This is a genomic window from Paenibacillus pectinilyticus, from assembly GCF_001700435.1.
GTDB lineage: Bacteria > Bacillota > Bacilli > Paenibacillales > NBRC-103111 > Paenibacillus_E > Paenibacillus_E pectinilyticus.
Genome location: NZ_LYPC01000022.1, coordinates 459,349 through 475,494 on the forward strand (window position 1 = coordinate 459,349; position 16,146 = coordinate 475,494).

The 16,146-nt window shown below is 42.7% G+C and carries 15 protein-coding genes; all 15 read right to left on the minus strand.

Going from position 1 to position 16,146, the window contains the following annotated elements; genetic code table 11:
* Positions 1-75: 75 nt before the first annotated feature.
* The 15 genes from A8709_RS18390 to A8709_RS18460 all read right to left on the minus strand — a co-directional run bounded on the left by A8709_RS18390 (position 76) and on the right by A8709_RS18460 (position 16,111).
* Positions 76-765 (minus strand): regulatory protein RecX, encoded by a 690-nt coding sequence (locus A8709_RS18390; RefSeq protein WP_065853806.1) that lies wholly within the window; start codon positions 763-765, stop codon positions 76-78.
* A 74-nt stretch (positions 766-839) separates the two neighbouring features.
* On the minus strand, positions 840-1,883 hold the full coding sequence (gene recA, locus A8709_RS18395) for a recombinase RecA (RefSeq protein ID WP_065853807.1): 1,044 nt from the start codon (positions 1,881-1,883) through the stop codon (positions 840-842).
* Positions 1,884-2,055: 172 nt separating this feature from the next.
* A complete protein-coding gene (locus A8709_RS18400) occupies positions 2,056-3,306 on the minus strand; it encodes a competence/damage-inducible protein A (protein ID WP_065853808.1) in 1,251 nt (416 codons plus the stop codon).
* Between the two features lie 113 nt (positions 3,307-3,419).
* Complete coding sequence (pgsA, locus tag A8709_RS18405; protein WP_056625118.1) at positions 3,420-4,004, minus strand: CDP-diacylglycerol--glycerol-3-phosphate 3-phosphatidyltransferase; 585 nt, start codon at positions 4,002-4,004, stop codon at positions 3,420-3,422.
* Positions 4,001-5,332 carry a 30S ribosomal protein S12 methylthiotransferase RimO gene (rimO, locus tag A8709_RS18410; RefSeq protein ID WP_065853809.1) on the minus strand — a complete coding sequence of 444 codons (1,332 nt, stop codon included), beginning with the start codon at positions 5,330-5,332 and terminating at the stop codon, positions 4,001-4,003. The genes pgsA and rimO overlap by 4 nt, the downstream gene beginning before the upstream one ends.
* Positions 5,333-5,460: 128 nt before the next feature.
* On the minus strand, positions 5,461-5,952 hold the full coding sequence (locus tag A8709_RS18415) for a YajQ family cyclic di-GMP-binding protein (RefSeq protein WP_065853810.1): 492 nt from the start codon (positions 5,950-5,952) through the stop codon (positions 5,461-5,463).
* Positions 5,953-6,096: 144 nt separating this feature from the next.
* Positions 6,097-6,972 (minus strand): helix-turn-helix domain-containing protein, encoded by an 876-nt coding sequence (locus tag A8709_RS18420; protein WP_065853811.1) that lies wholly within the window; start codon positions 6,970-6,972, stop codon positions 6,097-6,099.
* Positions 6,973-7,023: 51 nt separating this feature from the next.
* Complete coding sequence (locus tag A8709_RS18425; RefSeq protein ID WP_425262335.1) at positions 7,024-7,767, minus strand: DUF3388 domain-containing protein; 744 nt, start codon at positions 7,765-7,767, stop codon at positions 7,024-7,026.
* A 142-nt stretch (positions 7,768-7,909) separates the two neighbouring features.
* Positions 7,910-8,761, minus strand: coding sequence for a hypothetical protein (locus tag A8709_RS18430; protein WP_141692580.1), 852 nt, complete (start codon positions 8,759-8,761; stop codon positions 7,910-7,912).
* A 93-nt stretch (positions 8,762-8,854) separates the two neighbouring features.
* Complete coding sequence (locus A8709_RS18435) at positions 8,855-9,106, minus strand: DUF3243 domain-containing protein (RefSeq protein ID WP_065853814.1); 252 nt, start codon at positions 9,104-9,106, stop codon at positions 8,855-8,857.
* A 104-nt stretch (positions 9,107-9,210) separates the two neighbouring features.
* Positions 9,211-9,966: an elongation factor P 5-aminopentanone reductase gene (ymfI, locus tag A8709_RS18440; protein ID WP_065853815.1), complete on the minus strand. Its 756-nt coding sequence runs from the start codon at positions 9,964-9,966 to the stop codon at positions 9,211-9,213.
* Positions 9,963-11,252: an EF-P 5-aminopentanol modification-associated protein YfmH gene (yfmH, locus tag A8709_RS18445; RefSeq protein WP_065853816.1), complete on the minus strand. Its 1,290-nt coding sequence runs from the start codon at positions 11,250-11,252 to the stop codon at positions 9,963-9,965. The genes ymfI and yfmH overlap by 4 nt, the downstream gene beginning before the upstream one ends.
* 3 nt (positions 11,253-11,255) lie before the next feature.
* On the minus strand, positions 11,256-12,536 hold the full coding sequence (gene yfmF, locus A8709_RS18450; protein WP_425262331.1) for an EF-P 5-aminopentanol modification-associated protein YfmF: 1,281 nt from the start codon (positions 12,534-12,536) through the stop codon (positions 11,256-11,258).
* A 101-nt stretch (positions 12,537-12,637) separates the two neighbouring features.
* On the minus strand, positions 12,638-13,426 hold the full coding sequence (gene sleB / locus A8709_RS18455) for a spore cortex-lytic enzyme (protein WP_065853817.1): 789 nt from the start codon (positions 13,424-13,426) through the stop codon (positions 12,638-12,640).
* Positions 13,427-13,543: 117 nt separating this feature from the next.
* Complete coding sequence (locus A8709_RS18460; RefSeq protein WP_065853818.1) at positions 13,544-16,111, minus strand: DNA translocase FtsK; 2,568 nt, start codon at positions 16,109-16,111, stop codon at positions 13,544-13,546.
* Positions 16,112-16,146: the final 35 nt, after the last annotated feature.

Sequence of the window (16,146 nt, forward strand, 5' to 3'; positions counted from 1 at the left end):
ACTTGATTAATTTGGCCCAAATTGGCTCCATCGATTATTAATGCCATTAATTAAATCCTCGAATACTTAATGGCATTAATTATCATCAAAGACTTCATCCATCTCTAGTATGTCATCGTCAGTTTCCGTACTAATCAGTCCCAAGACCTTTGTCACAATAGCCCCCGTAAAGCCTCTACGCATGAGAAAAGCCCCTGTCTTACGCTTTCTATCTATCGTTTTCCCTGATGTTTGCTTCCATTTCGTCCTAGCAATTTTCAAGGCCCCCGCGTATTCATCATCGGGATTTATGGATTCCATTGTGCTTTTCACAACATCCTGGTGGATGCCTTTTTGCTGAAGTTCTTGTCGAATTAAGTTACGACCTTTACGTTGCGAGATTACACGATTGTCTGACCACATCTTTGCAAATTCTTCATCGTTAATATACTTATTCTCGATAAGCTTCTCACTGGCCCACTCAATAATTGGCGCTTCAAAACCTTTCTCTTTCAACTTACGCTTTACTTCAGATAAGGAATGTGGACGTCTCCCCACCATATAAAGCGCCTTAACATAAGCCAGATTCCGCTCTTCATCCAGAATGATGGCTTCAATGGCTTGTTGAAATAAGGTTTCCCCTTTATTTAAGCGATGCTTGATCAATATATCTTCATGAACAGAAAACGCATAGTCCTCATTCAAATAAATATTATAGCGGTGCCTTCCCTGCTTTTGCTTCTCTACCTTCGTGATAACTTGTAATTGTTCCTCTTCGTGATTCATCTTCACTCATCCTCTATTAATGAAAAAACACCCCAACACAAGGTTAAGGTGCTTCTTCATCTTATATTTCAAACTTATTCAAAAGCTGTTTCCAACTCATCTTCATCATCATCTGTGTTAGGGCCAACAACCTTCGTCAGGTTACTGTTATCTCTAATACGTAATTCAATCGTCTCTGAGATCGCTTTGTTATCTTTCAAGAATTGCTTCGCGTTCTCGCGACCTTGACCTAGGCGTTCTCCCTCGTATGAATACCAAGCACCGCTTTTATTCACGATATCCAATTCAGTTCCGATATCAATAATACTTCCCTCACGTGAGATACCCTCACCGTACATGATATCGACTTCCGCTTGTTTGAACGGAGGAGCAACTTTATTCTTAACGACCTTAATTCTCGTACGGTTACCAACCATGTCATTGCCTTGTTTGATCGTTTCAATTCGACGAACATCCAAACGAACAGAAGAGTAGAACTTCAATGCACGACCACCTGGAGTTGTCTCCGGGTTACCAAACATGACGCCAACTTTCTCACGCAATTGGTTAATAAAGATTGCAATAACTTTGGATTTATTAATTGCACCAGACAGCTTACGAAGAGCTTGTGACATCAAACGCGCTTGAAGACCTACGTGAGAATCCCCCATATCGCCTTCAATTTCAGCTTTAGGAACTAGTGCTGCTACGGAGTCAATTACGATAATGTCTACCGCGCCACTACGTACAAGTGCTTCAGCAATTTCTAGTGCTTGCTCACCCGTATCTGGTTGGGAGAGTAAGAGTTCATCTATATTAATACCAAGCTTGCTAGCATAAGAAGGATCCAACGCATGTTCTGCATCGATAAAGGCAGCTTGTCCGCCAACTCGTTGAACTTCCGCAATCGCATGAAGAGCTACAGTTGTTTTACCTGATGACTCTGGGCCATACACTTCAATAATTCTTCCTCGTGGAAATCCACCTATTCCAAGCGCGATATCAAGGGCAAGCGAACCCGATGAGATCGTTTCAACTTGCATATGTGTAGATTCTCCAAGCTTCATGATGGAGCCTTTTCCGAACTGTTTCTCGATTTGACGTAATGCATTATCAAGTGCGGCACGACGATCTGACAAAACGACCACTTCCTTCTATCATTATAGGTATATGATAACTTGTTTTGGCATGTTTGCCAAGCATTTTTTCGAACATACATTCGTTTATTTGCGAACAAACAAAAAACCGTAACAAAGTTATCGCTTTGCTACGGTTCTTCCGTTAACACTTGCTTCTAATTATAGTTGATTTCTAGTTATCTTTCAACTGTTTCCACAGCTGATAGAGCGCACTCTTCGCGGCTCTTTGTTTAATAAACTCTCTATTTCCTGATAGTTGCAACGTAAAAACTTCTGTTGTTGCATCCTTTTGCGCTAAACCAACATAGACAAGTCCAACAGGCTTCCCTTCAGAAGGGCTTGGACCGGCCACACCCGTCACAGAGATACCGAAGTCACTCCCAGTCCTGATTAGCAATTGGTCCGCTAAAATAGCCGCTGTTTCGACGCTGACAGCACCTGGCGCACCCTCGCCTTCCAAAACTTCCATCGGAACGCCTAACAATTTGTGCTTTAAGGCGTTTGAATAACAAATAATCCCACCGAGGAATGATTGCGAGCTTCCAGGAACTGCCGTAATTAGATCACTCAATAAACCACCTGTACAACTCTCTGCTACAGCAAGCGTCCGTTGATTTTTTCCTAATAGTTGCAGAACAGCCGTCTCGATAGGTATATCAACTTCCGCGTAGAGGTATTGACCCAATCGGTTCTTAATCTCATTTTCAGTCGCTTGAATTTTCCGTTCGCCTTCTTCAGCCGATTGAGCACGGGTTGTTAAGCGAATGGTCACTTCTCCCTCATTAGCATAAGGCGCTATAGTGGGGTCAGATTGCGATTGGATCAAATCGAGTAATTCATGTTCCAAACTCGACTCACCAATGCCGGCAAACTTCAACATTTTTGAATATAGAGGGATTTCATCCGTCATTCGTGATTTAAGCCAAGGAATCGCATAATTTGTAAACATTGGCTTCATTTCTTTGGGAGGACCAGGCAATAGAATGAAATGTGTGCCTTCGAACGTGAGCGCATTACCAACGGCTAAGCCTGTATCGTTTTGTAAGGGATCGCTGCCCTCCAGCATTAGCGCTTGGCGCCGGTTGCTCTCTACCATATGAATACCGCGTGAGGCAAACATCGTTGAGATCGCTTCCATCGAGGGTTCATGTATATGTAAGTTGCTTCCCGTCCATGCGGCAAGTACATCTTTGGTCAAATCATCTTGTGTGGGGCCTAGTCCCCCCGTACATATAACAACATCCGCTCGCTTAGCAGCCAATTGAAGGCTTTCTAACAAGCGCTGCTCATTATCCCCGACAACAGTCTGAAAGTAAATATCAATGCCATGTGCAGCACATTCTCTCGAAATAAATTGCGCATTCGTATTCACAATTTGACCAAGTAGCAATTCTGTCCCTACTGCGATAATTTCTGCTTTCATTGACCGAGGCCTCCTTAAAATGAGAAAACCTCTAACGTAATCGTTCAGTGATGATCGACTGCGTTTAGAGGTAAGGTGTATGTTGTAGATATAACGAATACTAGGTTGCCCAATTATGATTTTTCTGAAAAATCGATGACATGCTTATTTTTCACAAAATATTCGACACCTGAATAAACGGTAATAATGGCTGCTGCCCAACTAGCTATAACATCAAAGGGGAAGTCTAGAAACGTAAATGGAAAATTATTAATTAGCAGTGCAATGATGGCTGTAATCTGAGCTGCCGTCTTCGCCTTACCCCATTTGCTGGCCGCCATAACAGTACCCTCAAGGAGAGCAATTTGACGAAGTCCAGTGACCGCCCATTCTCTGCTAATAATGACAATAACGATCCAAGCATCAACTTTATCCATTTCTACTAATGAAACAAGCACAGCGGTAACAAGCAGCTTGTCCGCCAAGGGATCAAGCAACTTGCCTAAATTCGTGACAAGATTACGCTTTCTAGCAATGTAACCATCTAAGCTGTCTGTACTTGCAGCAATAATAAAAATTAAAGCAGCAATAATTTGATTATACGTTATGCTAAACTCCTCTATCCGTATTTGCGGGAATTTCACCTTAATCAACAAGAAAAACATGATGATCGGTACTAATAAAATTCTCGCTACGGTGATGCGGTTAGCTAAGTTCATGCAATTACCTCCCCCGATAAGTCAAACTCATAGGAGTGGGTAACACGAACTTTGGCCAGTTCTCCAATAGTCAATTTCGCATTGGAAACGAATACTTCGCCATCAATTTCGGGTGCATCAAATTGTGAACGACCAATATATACATCGCTGCGACCATCGTATCTTTCGATAAGCACATCGATTTCTTGACCAATTCGGCGGCCACCGCGAATATTTGAAATTTCACGTTGAATTTCCATAATCGCATTTGCACGGTATTCTTTAACATCATCCGGCACTTGATCCGGCAGTCTCGCTGCTGGAGTATCATCTTCTTTGGAGTATGCAAACACACCCAAACGATCAAATTGAACATCGCGTACAAATTGTTTCAAGTTCTCAAAGTCTTGCTCGGTTTCGCCTGGGAAACCAACAATAAGCGATGTGCGCAAAGCAACATCCGGAATGGATTCACGAATTTTACGAACGAGCTCACGTGTATCCTTTTGACGGCCAGGTCTGCGCATACGCTTAAGAATTGAATCTTCGCTATGCTGCAATGGCATATCAATGTATTTACATACTTTAGGATTCGTAGCCATCACTTCGATCAATTCATCACTGAAGAAGCCAGGATAAGCGTAGTGTAGACGCACCCATTCAATACCTTCAACTTCACTTACTTTGTTAAGCAAAGTAGGAAGCATGAAGCTATCATAAATATCCGTACCGTAGTTTGTGGAATCTTGTGCAATTAAGCTGATTTCTTTAACGCCTTGTGACGCAAGATTCGCCACTTCTGCAACAATCGATTCCATGCTTCTACTTTTGAAGGCGCCACGCATAATAGGAATACTACAGAATGTACATGCGTTATCGCAGCCTTCCGCAATCTTCACATACGCTGTATAGCGAGGGGTTGTCATAAGTCTAGGCAAATTATCAGCGTCATAGTTAAATACCGGATTCCCAACTAGAACCGGTTTCTTTCCTCTGAGCGCTTCATCAACAATATGATTAATTTTATCAAAATCGCCCGTGCCCACAATGCCATCGATCTCAGGCATCTCGTCCATCAACTGCTTTTTGTATCTTTGCGTTAAACAGCCTGAAACAATAAGAGCCTTAAGATTCGCTGTTTGCTTCAGTTCTGCCATATCCAAAATTGTATTTACGGATTCTTCTTTCGCTGCATCAATGAACCCGCAAGTGTTCACTATAATGACTGTGGCATCTTCCTTGTTATCAACAAGCTGAAAGCCACGGCCGTGAATTAAGCCTGACATAATCTCGGAATCAACTAAATTCTTCTCACATCCGAGAGTAACTACCTTAACCTTTTCTGTCATGAAAGAAACAACCTCCAATAGTCCTAAAAAACGCTCCCTACCAGTATAATACAAGCCCCATAGGGTGTCAAAATGTAAAAACCCCCTGCATCCAGGAGGTTTTCTACAATCTATCACAGCTTACCCACTTATTTCATATTAACAAACTGCAAATCTAAGGGAATATCTGCTTTGCGAAGGAGGGCTATTACTGCTTGTAAGTCGTCGCGGCTCTTCCCGGTTACACGGATTTGGTCCCCTTGAATCTGAGTTTTCACTTTCAGCTTAGAATCACGAATTAATATGTTAATTTTCTTGGAGTTGTCTTGATCAACACCTTGTTTCATGCTAATTTTCTGTCTAACCGTTGAACCAGCGGCTGGCTCTACTTTGGAATACTCGAGATTTTTGATCGATATTCCGCGTTTTGTCATTTTGGCATGCATAATATCAAGTACGTTCTGTAGCTTAAACTCATCATCGGATGTTACAACGAGCTGATCTTTATCTAATTTGATACTGCTTTTGCTACCTTTAAAGTCAAAACGGGTCAAGATCTCTTTCTCCGCTTGTTGAATCGCATTGTTTAATTCTTGCATATCCACTTTGGATACGATATCAAATGAACTCTCTGTACTCATCTACTTCCCAACATCCCTTCCATCAAATTACATAGCATTATAGCAAGAACACATAAAAAAAGAAATATCCAAGCGCCAACTGGCCTCGAATATTTCCCATCCTCTTATTTCATTGCCCGGGAAAGCGCAGGAATTGCTAAAATGCTAGCTTTTTTGCAAATTCAGTTGTATACGCTTCGGATTGGGCGTATCACCAACAGGCACGAGTGTGCCATTGACCATCAGCTGCAAGGTACTTGCCGCGCCAACATTCAAGTAAGCCGAGGTTGCTAGATCAAAAGTATCCGTATCGCCTGCATTATATAGCTTCTGTCTAAGTAGTGCACCCTTCTCCCCTTCGGGAGTCATGGCATTCAAAGCAATCCAACAGGAACCTGTAATTTTAAACTGTATATTTAGATTTGCAGTTCCTGTAATCATGTAATTGTCTACACCCTTTTCAGTGCTGGTGAATTTAACCTGAACTGTAGGTGGTGTAGGCGTCGGAGCTGGCGTTGGCGTCGCAAGTGTTGTTGCTTTAACATCTCCGGTCGCATTCACAGATGGATTGGACGACGGGTTAGGGTTCGTCGAGTCCGTAATCCGCGGTGAAGTTGATTGCGTTGGCTTCTCGTCCGCGGGCGTTCCTTTATAATTCTTATATGTGTAGTAATACACGATTCCAAATATAAGCAGAATAAAACAGACAAACATTAAACTTGAAGCCCACCGGCTCATTTTCTCCGTATTACGAACACTTGATCTATTCGAACGAATCGCTTCGACAACAGGCTTCTCAATCGTTGGGGAAGGAATGCTTGACTGATACATGTTCAGCACTTCATTCGGATCCAGCCCCAATGCTTCCGCATAGCTTTTGATAAAAGCTCTAACATAGAAACTGCCAGGCAGCACCTTGTAGTTTCCTTCTTCAATGGCTTCGAGATAGCGTTTGCGAATCTTCGTTACTTCTTGAAGATCGTCCAGCGATATCTTTTTTTCCAGTCGTGTTTTGCGCAAAATATAGCCTAAATCAGACATGTGGTCACCTCCCCGAAAGAATTATGTATCCTGTTATTGACGTTCGATGTATCAAAAAGGTTCGGACGTATACGTAAATGAATCATAGTTAATTTCTTCATCTGGGCTATTTCGCAGCTCAATGATGTAATCAAAGTGATTGTAGGTGTATTCTGATTCACGAATGAAAATGTCTGGATGCTCAATTACCTTCGTTGAAGGCATGGCCATGATATCTTGCAAAAGACTGTAGTGCTTCTCATTCGAACGAATCGTAGAAACAATACCATCAATAATATAGACATTGTTTGGGGCCATTTCATCCTCAGAAAGCTGGCTTCGAACCGTTTGTCTAAGTAGGGTTGAGGAAACGAATGTCCAACGCTTATTGGCACAAACACTCCCAGCGATAATCGACTCTGTTTTACCAACACGAGGCATACCTCGCAGACCTACAACTTGATTTCCATCACGTTTGAAAATTTCTCCTAAAAAGTCAACTAATAAGCCTAATTCATCGCGTGTAAAACGGAACGTTTTACGATCATCCGAATCACGTTCAATATAACGCCCATGACGCACAGCCAAAATATCAACGAGTTTAGGGGGTCTCAAAGCAGTAATAGTAATATTATCTACTTTTCTCAACATTTTACCCATTAAATCAATTTTTTCTTCATCGTTAGTTTGAAGCAGCATCCCACGTGTGCGATCTTCAACACCATTAATCGTTACGATGTTAATATCAAGCATCCCCATTAAAGAAGCTATATCTCCTAATAAACCGGGACGGTTCTTATGAATTTTGTATTCCATGTACCACTCTTTAACGTCCAATGCTTCCACCTCATCATCATCTCTGTCACACACATCTGTTAATGAACAAATAATATTGTCTTATTAATTAATTTCTACAAATTCCGTCAATATCCTTCTCTCTTTGCGACAAATGTTCATTTTATTTCATTTTTAGTTCTTTTAGCTCTTGCAAATTATAATTTTGAGTACCACTTTGCCACGAATGTGCTTTCATGATGGCAAGTCGGTTATCCAAAATTTGTGTCCAATTGAGATCAGCCGACAATGCACCTGAAAAATCCATCACAGATACCCCAATCGACTTCGCTTTCTGAATTTGTGCTGGATCAGCAGGGCTATAGAAAATAACCCACGAAGCGCGATGTTGATTGATTTGAAAAACAAGCTGCTGATACCATTGCGGATTATTATCTAATAATACAATATGATCTGCTTCCTCCGAAGGGGCCCACGCAGAAGGAATTGGCCGCGTACTTTGCGTCACCCATTCTACGGCAACATTTTGAAACAAGAGATCTTGAATCCATTTGTTCTTCATGGTTTCCATTTGCTGCGTATCTACTTGGAGTAATGACGCTTGGTTATCAAGGACCACTGCACTCCCCTCGGCAAATGGTTGACTCTGCAAAAAGGTCCATTTACTCGATGAAAGCCCAAGCTTCATAGTCTCGTTGGCCGAAGCGAACAGCTCATTTCCAACCACATATATGTAATCATATGATTTCGTTTTCAATTTTGAAACCACATTATCATCTAGAACAGTCAAATCTTTAACCCATTCATAGGCGATTCCATTGGCATCACGCCAGGTATTCAATGCTTGGCTAATCGGGTCTGAAGCAGATGCTGTTACGCTGGCACTTGATAATACAAGCACCGAGATTTTCTGATTGAGCATGTCCTGATTAATTACTGGAATACCGCGATTACCGCACCCCGCAAGTAAACAAATAAACAAACTTAGAATAACTAACACATATTTCTTATTCATGAAGGTATAATTCCTTTCTAGCTTAAAAAGCATGCAAAAGCCTCCGAAAGAGGAGGCTCTCACAATTTATCTTATTGAATTGTAAAACGGTTATTAGCCTTTGTCTACTAATTTTACCATGAGACGGGCGAGTGTATGCTTCTCTTGCTCATCCCCTGCATCCCACAACTCTTTGAGAACTCGTTCTTGTTCGTTTTGAGGATCCACCTTGTCTGACAAAAACTCCCCAATTTGAAAAGCGAGCTTCGAGATCGTCTCCTCGCTCATCCCTGCATGTCCAGCCTGACTCACGCGTTCAGCCAAAAACTCTTTCCATTTGTCGAACACTTTAAGTACAGTAGCCATAGTAAGAAGCCTCCTTTGAGTTATGAGAAATGGTCATTACATACGTAATATGCTCTTCTCAGAAAAGGATTATGCGTGGGCTTCTTTTCCACTGACTGTACGTATTACGTGTGCCATCCCCCATTAGGGGAAATGATTTGCCCGGTTATATAGCTAGATTCAGGCAATGCCAGAAAATAAACTAATGAAGCCACCTCATTGGGTGAGGCAAGCCGGCCAACCGGGATTTCATTCTCAAGCGCAGCGATCTCATCTGGCTGAAAGCCAGCCATCATATCGGTATGAACAGCCCCAGGCGCCACGGCATTCACCGTGACACCAGAAGGAGCAAGTTCCTTGGCCAAAGCTTTGGTAAACGCATTTAGACCGCCTTTGGCCGTGGAGTATAAAACTTCACATGAAGCTCCTGAGATCCCCCAGATCGAGGAAACATTGATAATACGTCCATACTTTTGCTTTATCATTGGTGCCATGAAGGCTTGCGTGCATAGAAAAGAACCCTTCAAATTCACATCCATGACACGATCCCAATCCTCTTCCGTCACATCAGCAAGCATCCCATAATGGGAGATACCTGCATTGTTGACGACGATATCGGGCAGCATATTCATTTGCTCCAGCTTATCCCTCATTTTAAGAATGTGTTCGCGTGATTGAATATCCGCAGACACCGTGAACACTTTGGCCCCCTGTTTCATGCAGGCTCTAGCAATTTCATTTGCAGCTTCGTGGGATTCACGATAATGAATCACGATCTGCATGCCAACCGCGGCGAAACGAAGCGCAATTGCAGCGCCAATTCCTCTGCTTGCACCCGTTACGAGCACAGTTTGTTCGCTAAAAGGTTTCACGAAGGTCACGATGGCTCACGACTCTGTACAATGGAAACAGCAAGCTTGCTCCAATCAAAATGGTCGCGGAAACGACGGTTCACATCATCTAGCGTAATTTGCTCATACACCGGCAAAATATCGAACAAATCTATCCCTTTAAATCGGTATTTCGTATACTCGTTCGCGATCGATTCAGGTGAATTCATCATGCGGAGGAAGCTACCGATCTTCTTCTTCCGACTACGTTCGAACGTGACCTCATCAAGTCCCGCTTCTTTCCTTTTTTCAACCTCTTCACGAATTCTGGCAATAAGCTGTTCCGGATCCTTCGTATCTCCACCAACGATGGAAAAAGCATAACCATCACTACAGTTGTATTCATGTCCGAAATTATCAGAAATCAGCTGATCATCATACAGTGTTTGATAAATCTCCGAACTGGAGCTAAATAACACATCTAACATTAACTTCGTTGTTAATTCTCTGACTAATAGCGGTTTCCCTGTTACGGACGGAGCTTCTTCCTTAAATCCCATCAAACATTTTGGTAATGAAACGGGCAGTATAATAAGTCTACGCGCTTCTTTGACATCTGCAGGCTCCTCTGGAAAGAAACGTTTGATATCACCTTGAGGCGGAAACGTTTTGGCAGCTTGATTGTCCTTGACCAATGTAATAACTTCTTGCGGGTCCACGCCACCTACGACGAATAAACTCATGTTGCTAGGATGATAGAACGTGTTATAGCACTCGTAGAGCGATTCCTTCGTAATTTCAGCAATAGATGCCACAGTTCCTGCGATATCAATGTGAATCGGATGTTTCGCATACAAGGACTCAATTAAACCGTAATAGCTTCTCCAGTCCGCATTATCCTCGTACATTTTAATCTCTTGCCCAATAATCCCTTTTTCCTTTTCAACATTTTCGTCTGTAAAATAGGGATTTTGAACGAAATTAATTAATGTCGTTAAATTTTCAAGATAACGATCTGTCGATGAGAATAAGTAAGCCGTCCGATCAAAGCTTGTAAAAGCATTAGCCGACGCCCCGTTTGTCGCAAACGTCGCAAAAATGTCTCCTTCTGGTTCTTCGAACATTTTATGCTCTAAGAAGTGAGCAATCCCATCTGGGACCCGAACAGCTTCTTTCCCTTGAACCTGAAAAAAATTGTCGATAGACCCATATTGCGTTGTAAAAGTCGCGTACGTCTTTTGAAAGCCTTCTTTGGGTAACACAAACACATGCAGCCCATTATCAAGCGTTTCATGATAAATGGTTTCACCGAGATGTGGATATGGTATACGCTGCATGGTCTACTCCCCCTTTTGATCCCGTAAAAAGTATATCGTGTCCAATTGAACGCGTTTGGCTGCTGCCGCGATAGCTGGTATATCCACTTGCTCTACGGCTGTAATCAAACCAGAAACCGTCCGTTCTTTACCGGAAAGTATGGCATTGAAATCGAATGAGATCAGCTCAAACGCTGAGTCTTGGATTTCTCTTAATTGATTAGAAATCATAGCACGTGTTTGGCTCCACTCGACCTCACTGATCTCACCTTGCTCCATCGCGGTTAGTTGTTTTCGAATAATATCAACAGCTTTTTCATAATTAGCCATCTCAATGCCAGACTGAATCGTAAGGATACCCTTATGACCATCAAAACGGGATGAAGCATAATACGCCAGACTAGCCTTCTCGCGCACATTGGTAAACAATTTGGAATGCGGATAACCGCCCAGCACACCATTATACATAAGGGCAACTGGATACTGTTCATCACTATACGAAATATTCGTACGCAGCCCCATATTCAGTTTGCCTTGGTTCACATCCAATCGTTCTACGATTGTTTTTACATCACCAGTAACGCCACGTGGTTCGGAGGTTACATAACTAGCATCTGCACTCCGGTCGATCGCGAATGACGACTTCACTATCTCCTCCACTTCGCTAAGTGTAGTGTTACCTACGACATATATATCCATTGGTGAGGTTTGAAGCCAGTTTCTATATTGTTCGTACAGTTCCTTCGTATTGATACCGTCGAGATCTTCTATTTTACCTAACGGATGGAGTCGATATGGTTCATCTTTGCACATTTCCTCCATACAACGCTCAGCCGCATACCTGATTTTATCGTTAATAACGGATTCAATGCGCTTACGGAGTGTGATCTTCTCAGCATCTACGTATTTTGTACGAAAATGTTGATCTTCGAGCGCGGGACGCGTTAACGTTTCCCCCACAAATTCAAGCCCCTGCTTTAGTAAAGAATCGGCCGATTTCACAAAGCGATCATTGATAATGTCCATTCGTAACTGAACGATTTGATAATCGCCTCTTTTATAAATATCAAAACCGAAGCCAGCGCCATACAAATCATCTAGATACTCTCTAAATTGCTTCGTTTCTGGACGCAATTCAGTACCTCTACGTAGGATAAAAGGTGTAAGTGCGGTACTCGTGACCGTCTCCTCATCTAATTGACGGCCTATGTAAACGGAAATAGCAAATGTTTTGAAACGGTCTGTCGGCATAACATGCATGCGAATATGCTTCCACGTACTACGCTCAAATTGATTAGGCTTCACAGGTCGGTCTCCTTTCTATATCCGTGTTCTATATCCATTATATTCCTATACGAAGAGGAGAAGCAACCAAAGCTGGTTCCTTCTCCTTGTCCACCGTTAAATTAAATACAGAAAATGTGCTTCCCAATATTTTTAACTTGTTGTCGCGTCCAAATCCATTTCGACGTTGCTGTTGCTGGGTTAAAGTAATAAATACATCCCCCTGTAGGGTCCCAGCCATTTAAAGCATCTTTCACTGCTTTTTTTGAAGATTCATTCGGCGTCAACCATATCTGACCATCGGCTACGGCTGTGAAAGCGCCTGGCTGAAAGATAACACCGGAAATGGTATTCGGGAAACTTGGAGATTTTACTCTGTTCAAAATAACCGCGGCTACCGCAACCTGTCCCACATAAGGCTCACCACGAGCCTCTCCATTCACCGCATTGGCCATCAAATTAATATCTTGCTCGGAATATCCTAGATTATTGGAAGGCGTCAAATTCGCCGGTTTTTGATCCGCGCCTTCTGTAGCTTGGTTTGAGCCGCTGCCTTGATTTTTGGATGCCGTTGATGGTGCGGATGGCGCCCAGCTTTTTGTAGCTTCCCAGAGCTTCAATTTAGTCTTCGGTCCGACAATCCCATCTACTTTCATACCAAATTCACCTTGGAATCGCTTCACTGCTGTCAACGTTTGATACCCATAATCGCCGTCAATGCTTCCACTATAAAAGCCAAGGAATTTCAATCTGCCCTGAAGCTCATTTACATCTGAACCCGTAGCACCATAACGCACTTCATTTTTACTAAATGTTTCTTCTGCCGGTTGATTAAACTTTCCTTTTAATTGAAAAGAAACAACCAAGACAAAAACAATGCAAAATGTAATGACAATTAATCGTTTATTCATTCCCCTTCTCAACCTCACTTTTCAAATTACAGCCTTTTCTTGCTTATTATGAGAAAGCAGGTCGATGATTATGCAAATAAAAACACTCTCGGGAGGAGAGTGTTTGAGTGGTTTGGATTATGAGCTAATCCGATTATGATGATACTGTTCAAGTGAGAGCAATACTTCACGTGGTTTACTACCTTCATAAGGGCCTACTACCCCTTTGGCTTCCATGGCATCAACAAGTCTGGCTGCACGCGTGTAACCTACTCGCATACGCCGCTGTAGCAGAGAAACGGACGCTTGCTTCGCTTCCAAAACAATTTGAACAGCCTGGTCATACAGCTCGTCCTCAAATTCATTCTGCTGCTCTGGCATTTCTTCAACTTGCGGTACCAGTTCTTCGCGATAGTTCGCTTGCTCTTGTGTACGAACGAAGCCAACGACCTGTTCTACCTCTCCATCGGACAGGAAAGCACCTTGAACACGAACTGGCTTGGATGCGCCTACGGGCAAGTAAAGCATATCCCCACGGCCGAGTAACTTCTCTGCGCCTACCATGTCCAAAATTGTACGCGAATCCACTTGAGAGGAAACGCCAAATGCAATCCGAGATGGAATATTCGCTTTGATGACACCCGTGATAACATCAACCGATGGACGCTGTGTAGCAATAATTAAGTGAATCCCTGCAGCACGAGCCATCTGAGCAAGACGACAGATCGAATCTTCCACGTCATTCGCTGCGACCATCATGAGATCAGCTAACTCATCTACAATAATCACATAATAAGGTAATGGCGCCGATGTGCCACTCTCTGTAAGCAAAGCATTATAGCCCTCAATATTCCGTGTGCCGCTCTTAGAGAACAACTCATAGCGTTTCTCCATCTCAACAACGATTTTCTTAAGTGCTAGGGATGCGCGCCGAGGATCCGTTACAACAGGTGCTAATAGATGTGGAATTCCATTGTAGACATTCAATTCGACCATTTTAGGGTCAATCATCAAAAATTTCACTTCATTAGGCTTGGCTTTGTATAAAATGCTCGTAATAATTCCGTTAATACAAACGGATTTACCCGAACCAGTTGCACCTGCAACAAGTAAATGGGGCATTCTTGCAAGATTACCAACAATCGGTTGTCCTGAAATGTCTCGTCCTAGAACGACAGACAATCGAGAACTGGACTCCTGAAATGCTGACGTTTCCATAACTTCTCGCATGGTAACAATGGATACTTCCAAGTTCGGCACTTCAATACCTATTGCTGATTTACCAGGTATGGGGGCTTCCATCCGAATGTCCTTCGCTGCAAGTGCCAAGGCAATATCATCCGTTAACGAAACAATTCTACTGACTTTCACCCCTACATCGGGTTGAATTTCATAACGAGTAACTGCGGGTCCCCTTACGACCTCAAGAACTTTGGCACGAACTCCAAAGCTTTCTAGCGTGGCTTCTAACTTCCTGGCATTGGCCTTATAATCAGCCATCTCGCTTCCTTTACCTAAAGCTGGTCTTGCCAATAAATCAAGCGATGGTATTTCATAGGGACGTGAAACAATCACCGGCGTATCTACTTGAAACTCTACTGTGACTGGTTCATTGGGATCGAGCTCCACACCTGCAGGAGCAACTGGAGTAGATGGTGCTGATACTGGTATTGTATTTGCACCATTCGGTCTAACCGTTTGCTGCGCTTCCTGAATAACCTGCTCCTGAAAATCACGAATAATAGGTGCACCAGGTTGATCACCTGTACTATGTATAGGCTCTTCTGTTTGACGTGTATGATTCGTGTATACAACTTCCTCTGGGATTTCATCGGCTCCTGAGTCAGTTAGATTATCTTCCATCACATCTTGTTCTGACGTTGAGGACTTCTTCCGCCCTTCCTTAATGGGACGGAGTAATTCCATAAACAAAGGCGTTTTCTTTGCCCGTTTGACGGGTTGGAATACTTCTTCATCAAATTCATCATCGACGGGAATATAGGCAGGCTTTTTCACCTTCGGAGCGGCGGTGCTGCTTCCTGCCGCTGCAGCTTGCGGCTGACGCACTTCCCTGTCCTGTAACCATTCTTTCATTCGGTCTTTAAATGTTTGACCAACATTGCTGAAACGCCCTTTGATGATATTTCCTAGATCCACATAAGAGACACCGGTTGCAAGAATAAACCCCATAACAAACAGCATATATTGAATTAATCTAGCTCCAAGATAATCGAATAGGAAATAGAGTATGCTGTACAAGAAAGCCCCTATCATACCTCCACCGATTCCATGCTCCAAGGAAGCTTTACCAGCTTCTGTTGGGTGCAAACCGTCCAACATGGCAGTCCATGTTGATGAAATGACTTTGCTAGAAGAAAAGTCGTTGTTAGGATAGAGCTGAGCAAATAAATCAATATGATTCTTTATCAATAGGCCAAAAATGAATAACAGTATTCCCGCTTTCTTGGGAGTTATCATTGGTGGCCAAGCCCGTTTGATCATGGCATAAAGAGCCACATAAATAAAGATAAGAGGTATGATGGAATACCACGTTCCAACAAAAAAGCGAAACAAATAAACCAAAGAGTTTCCCACATGTCCTTGATGGGCAAGAGCAATGATTGAGAAAATCAAGATGAGGATTCCATATAACTCGAATAGTAAGCTGGTTTTTACAGCCTTTGTCTTTTTCCTGCGTTTCGCCAAGATTGTCACCCCCAAGTCCACATTATACCATATTT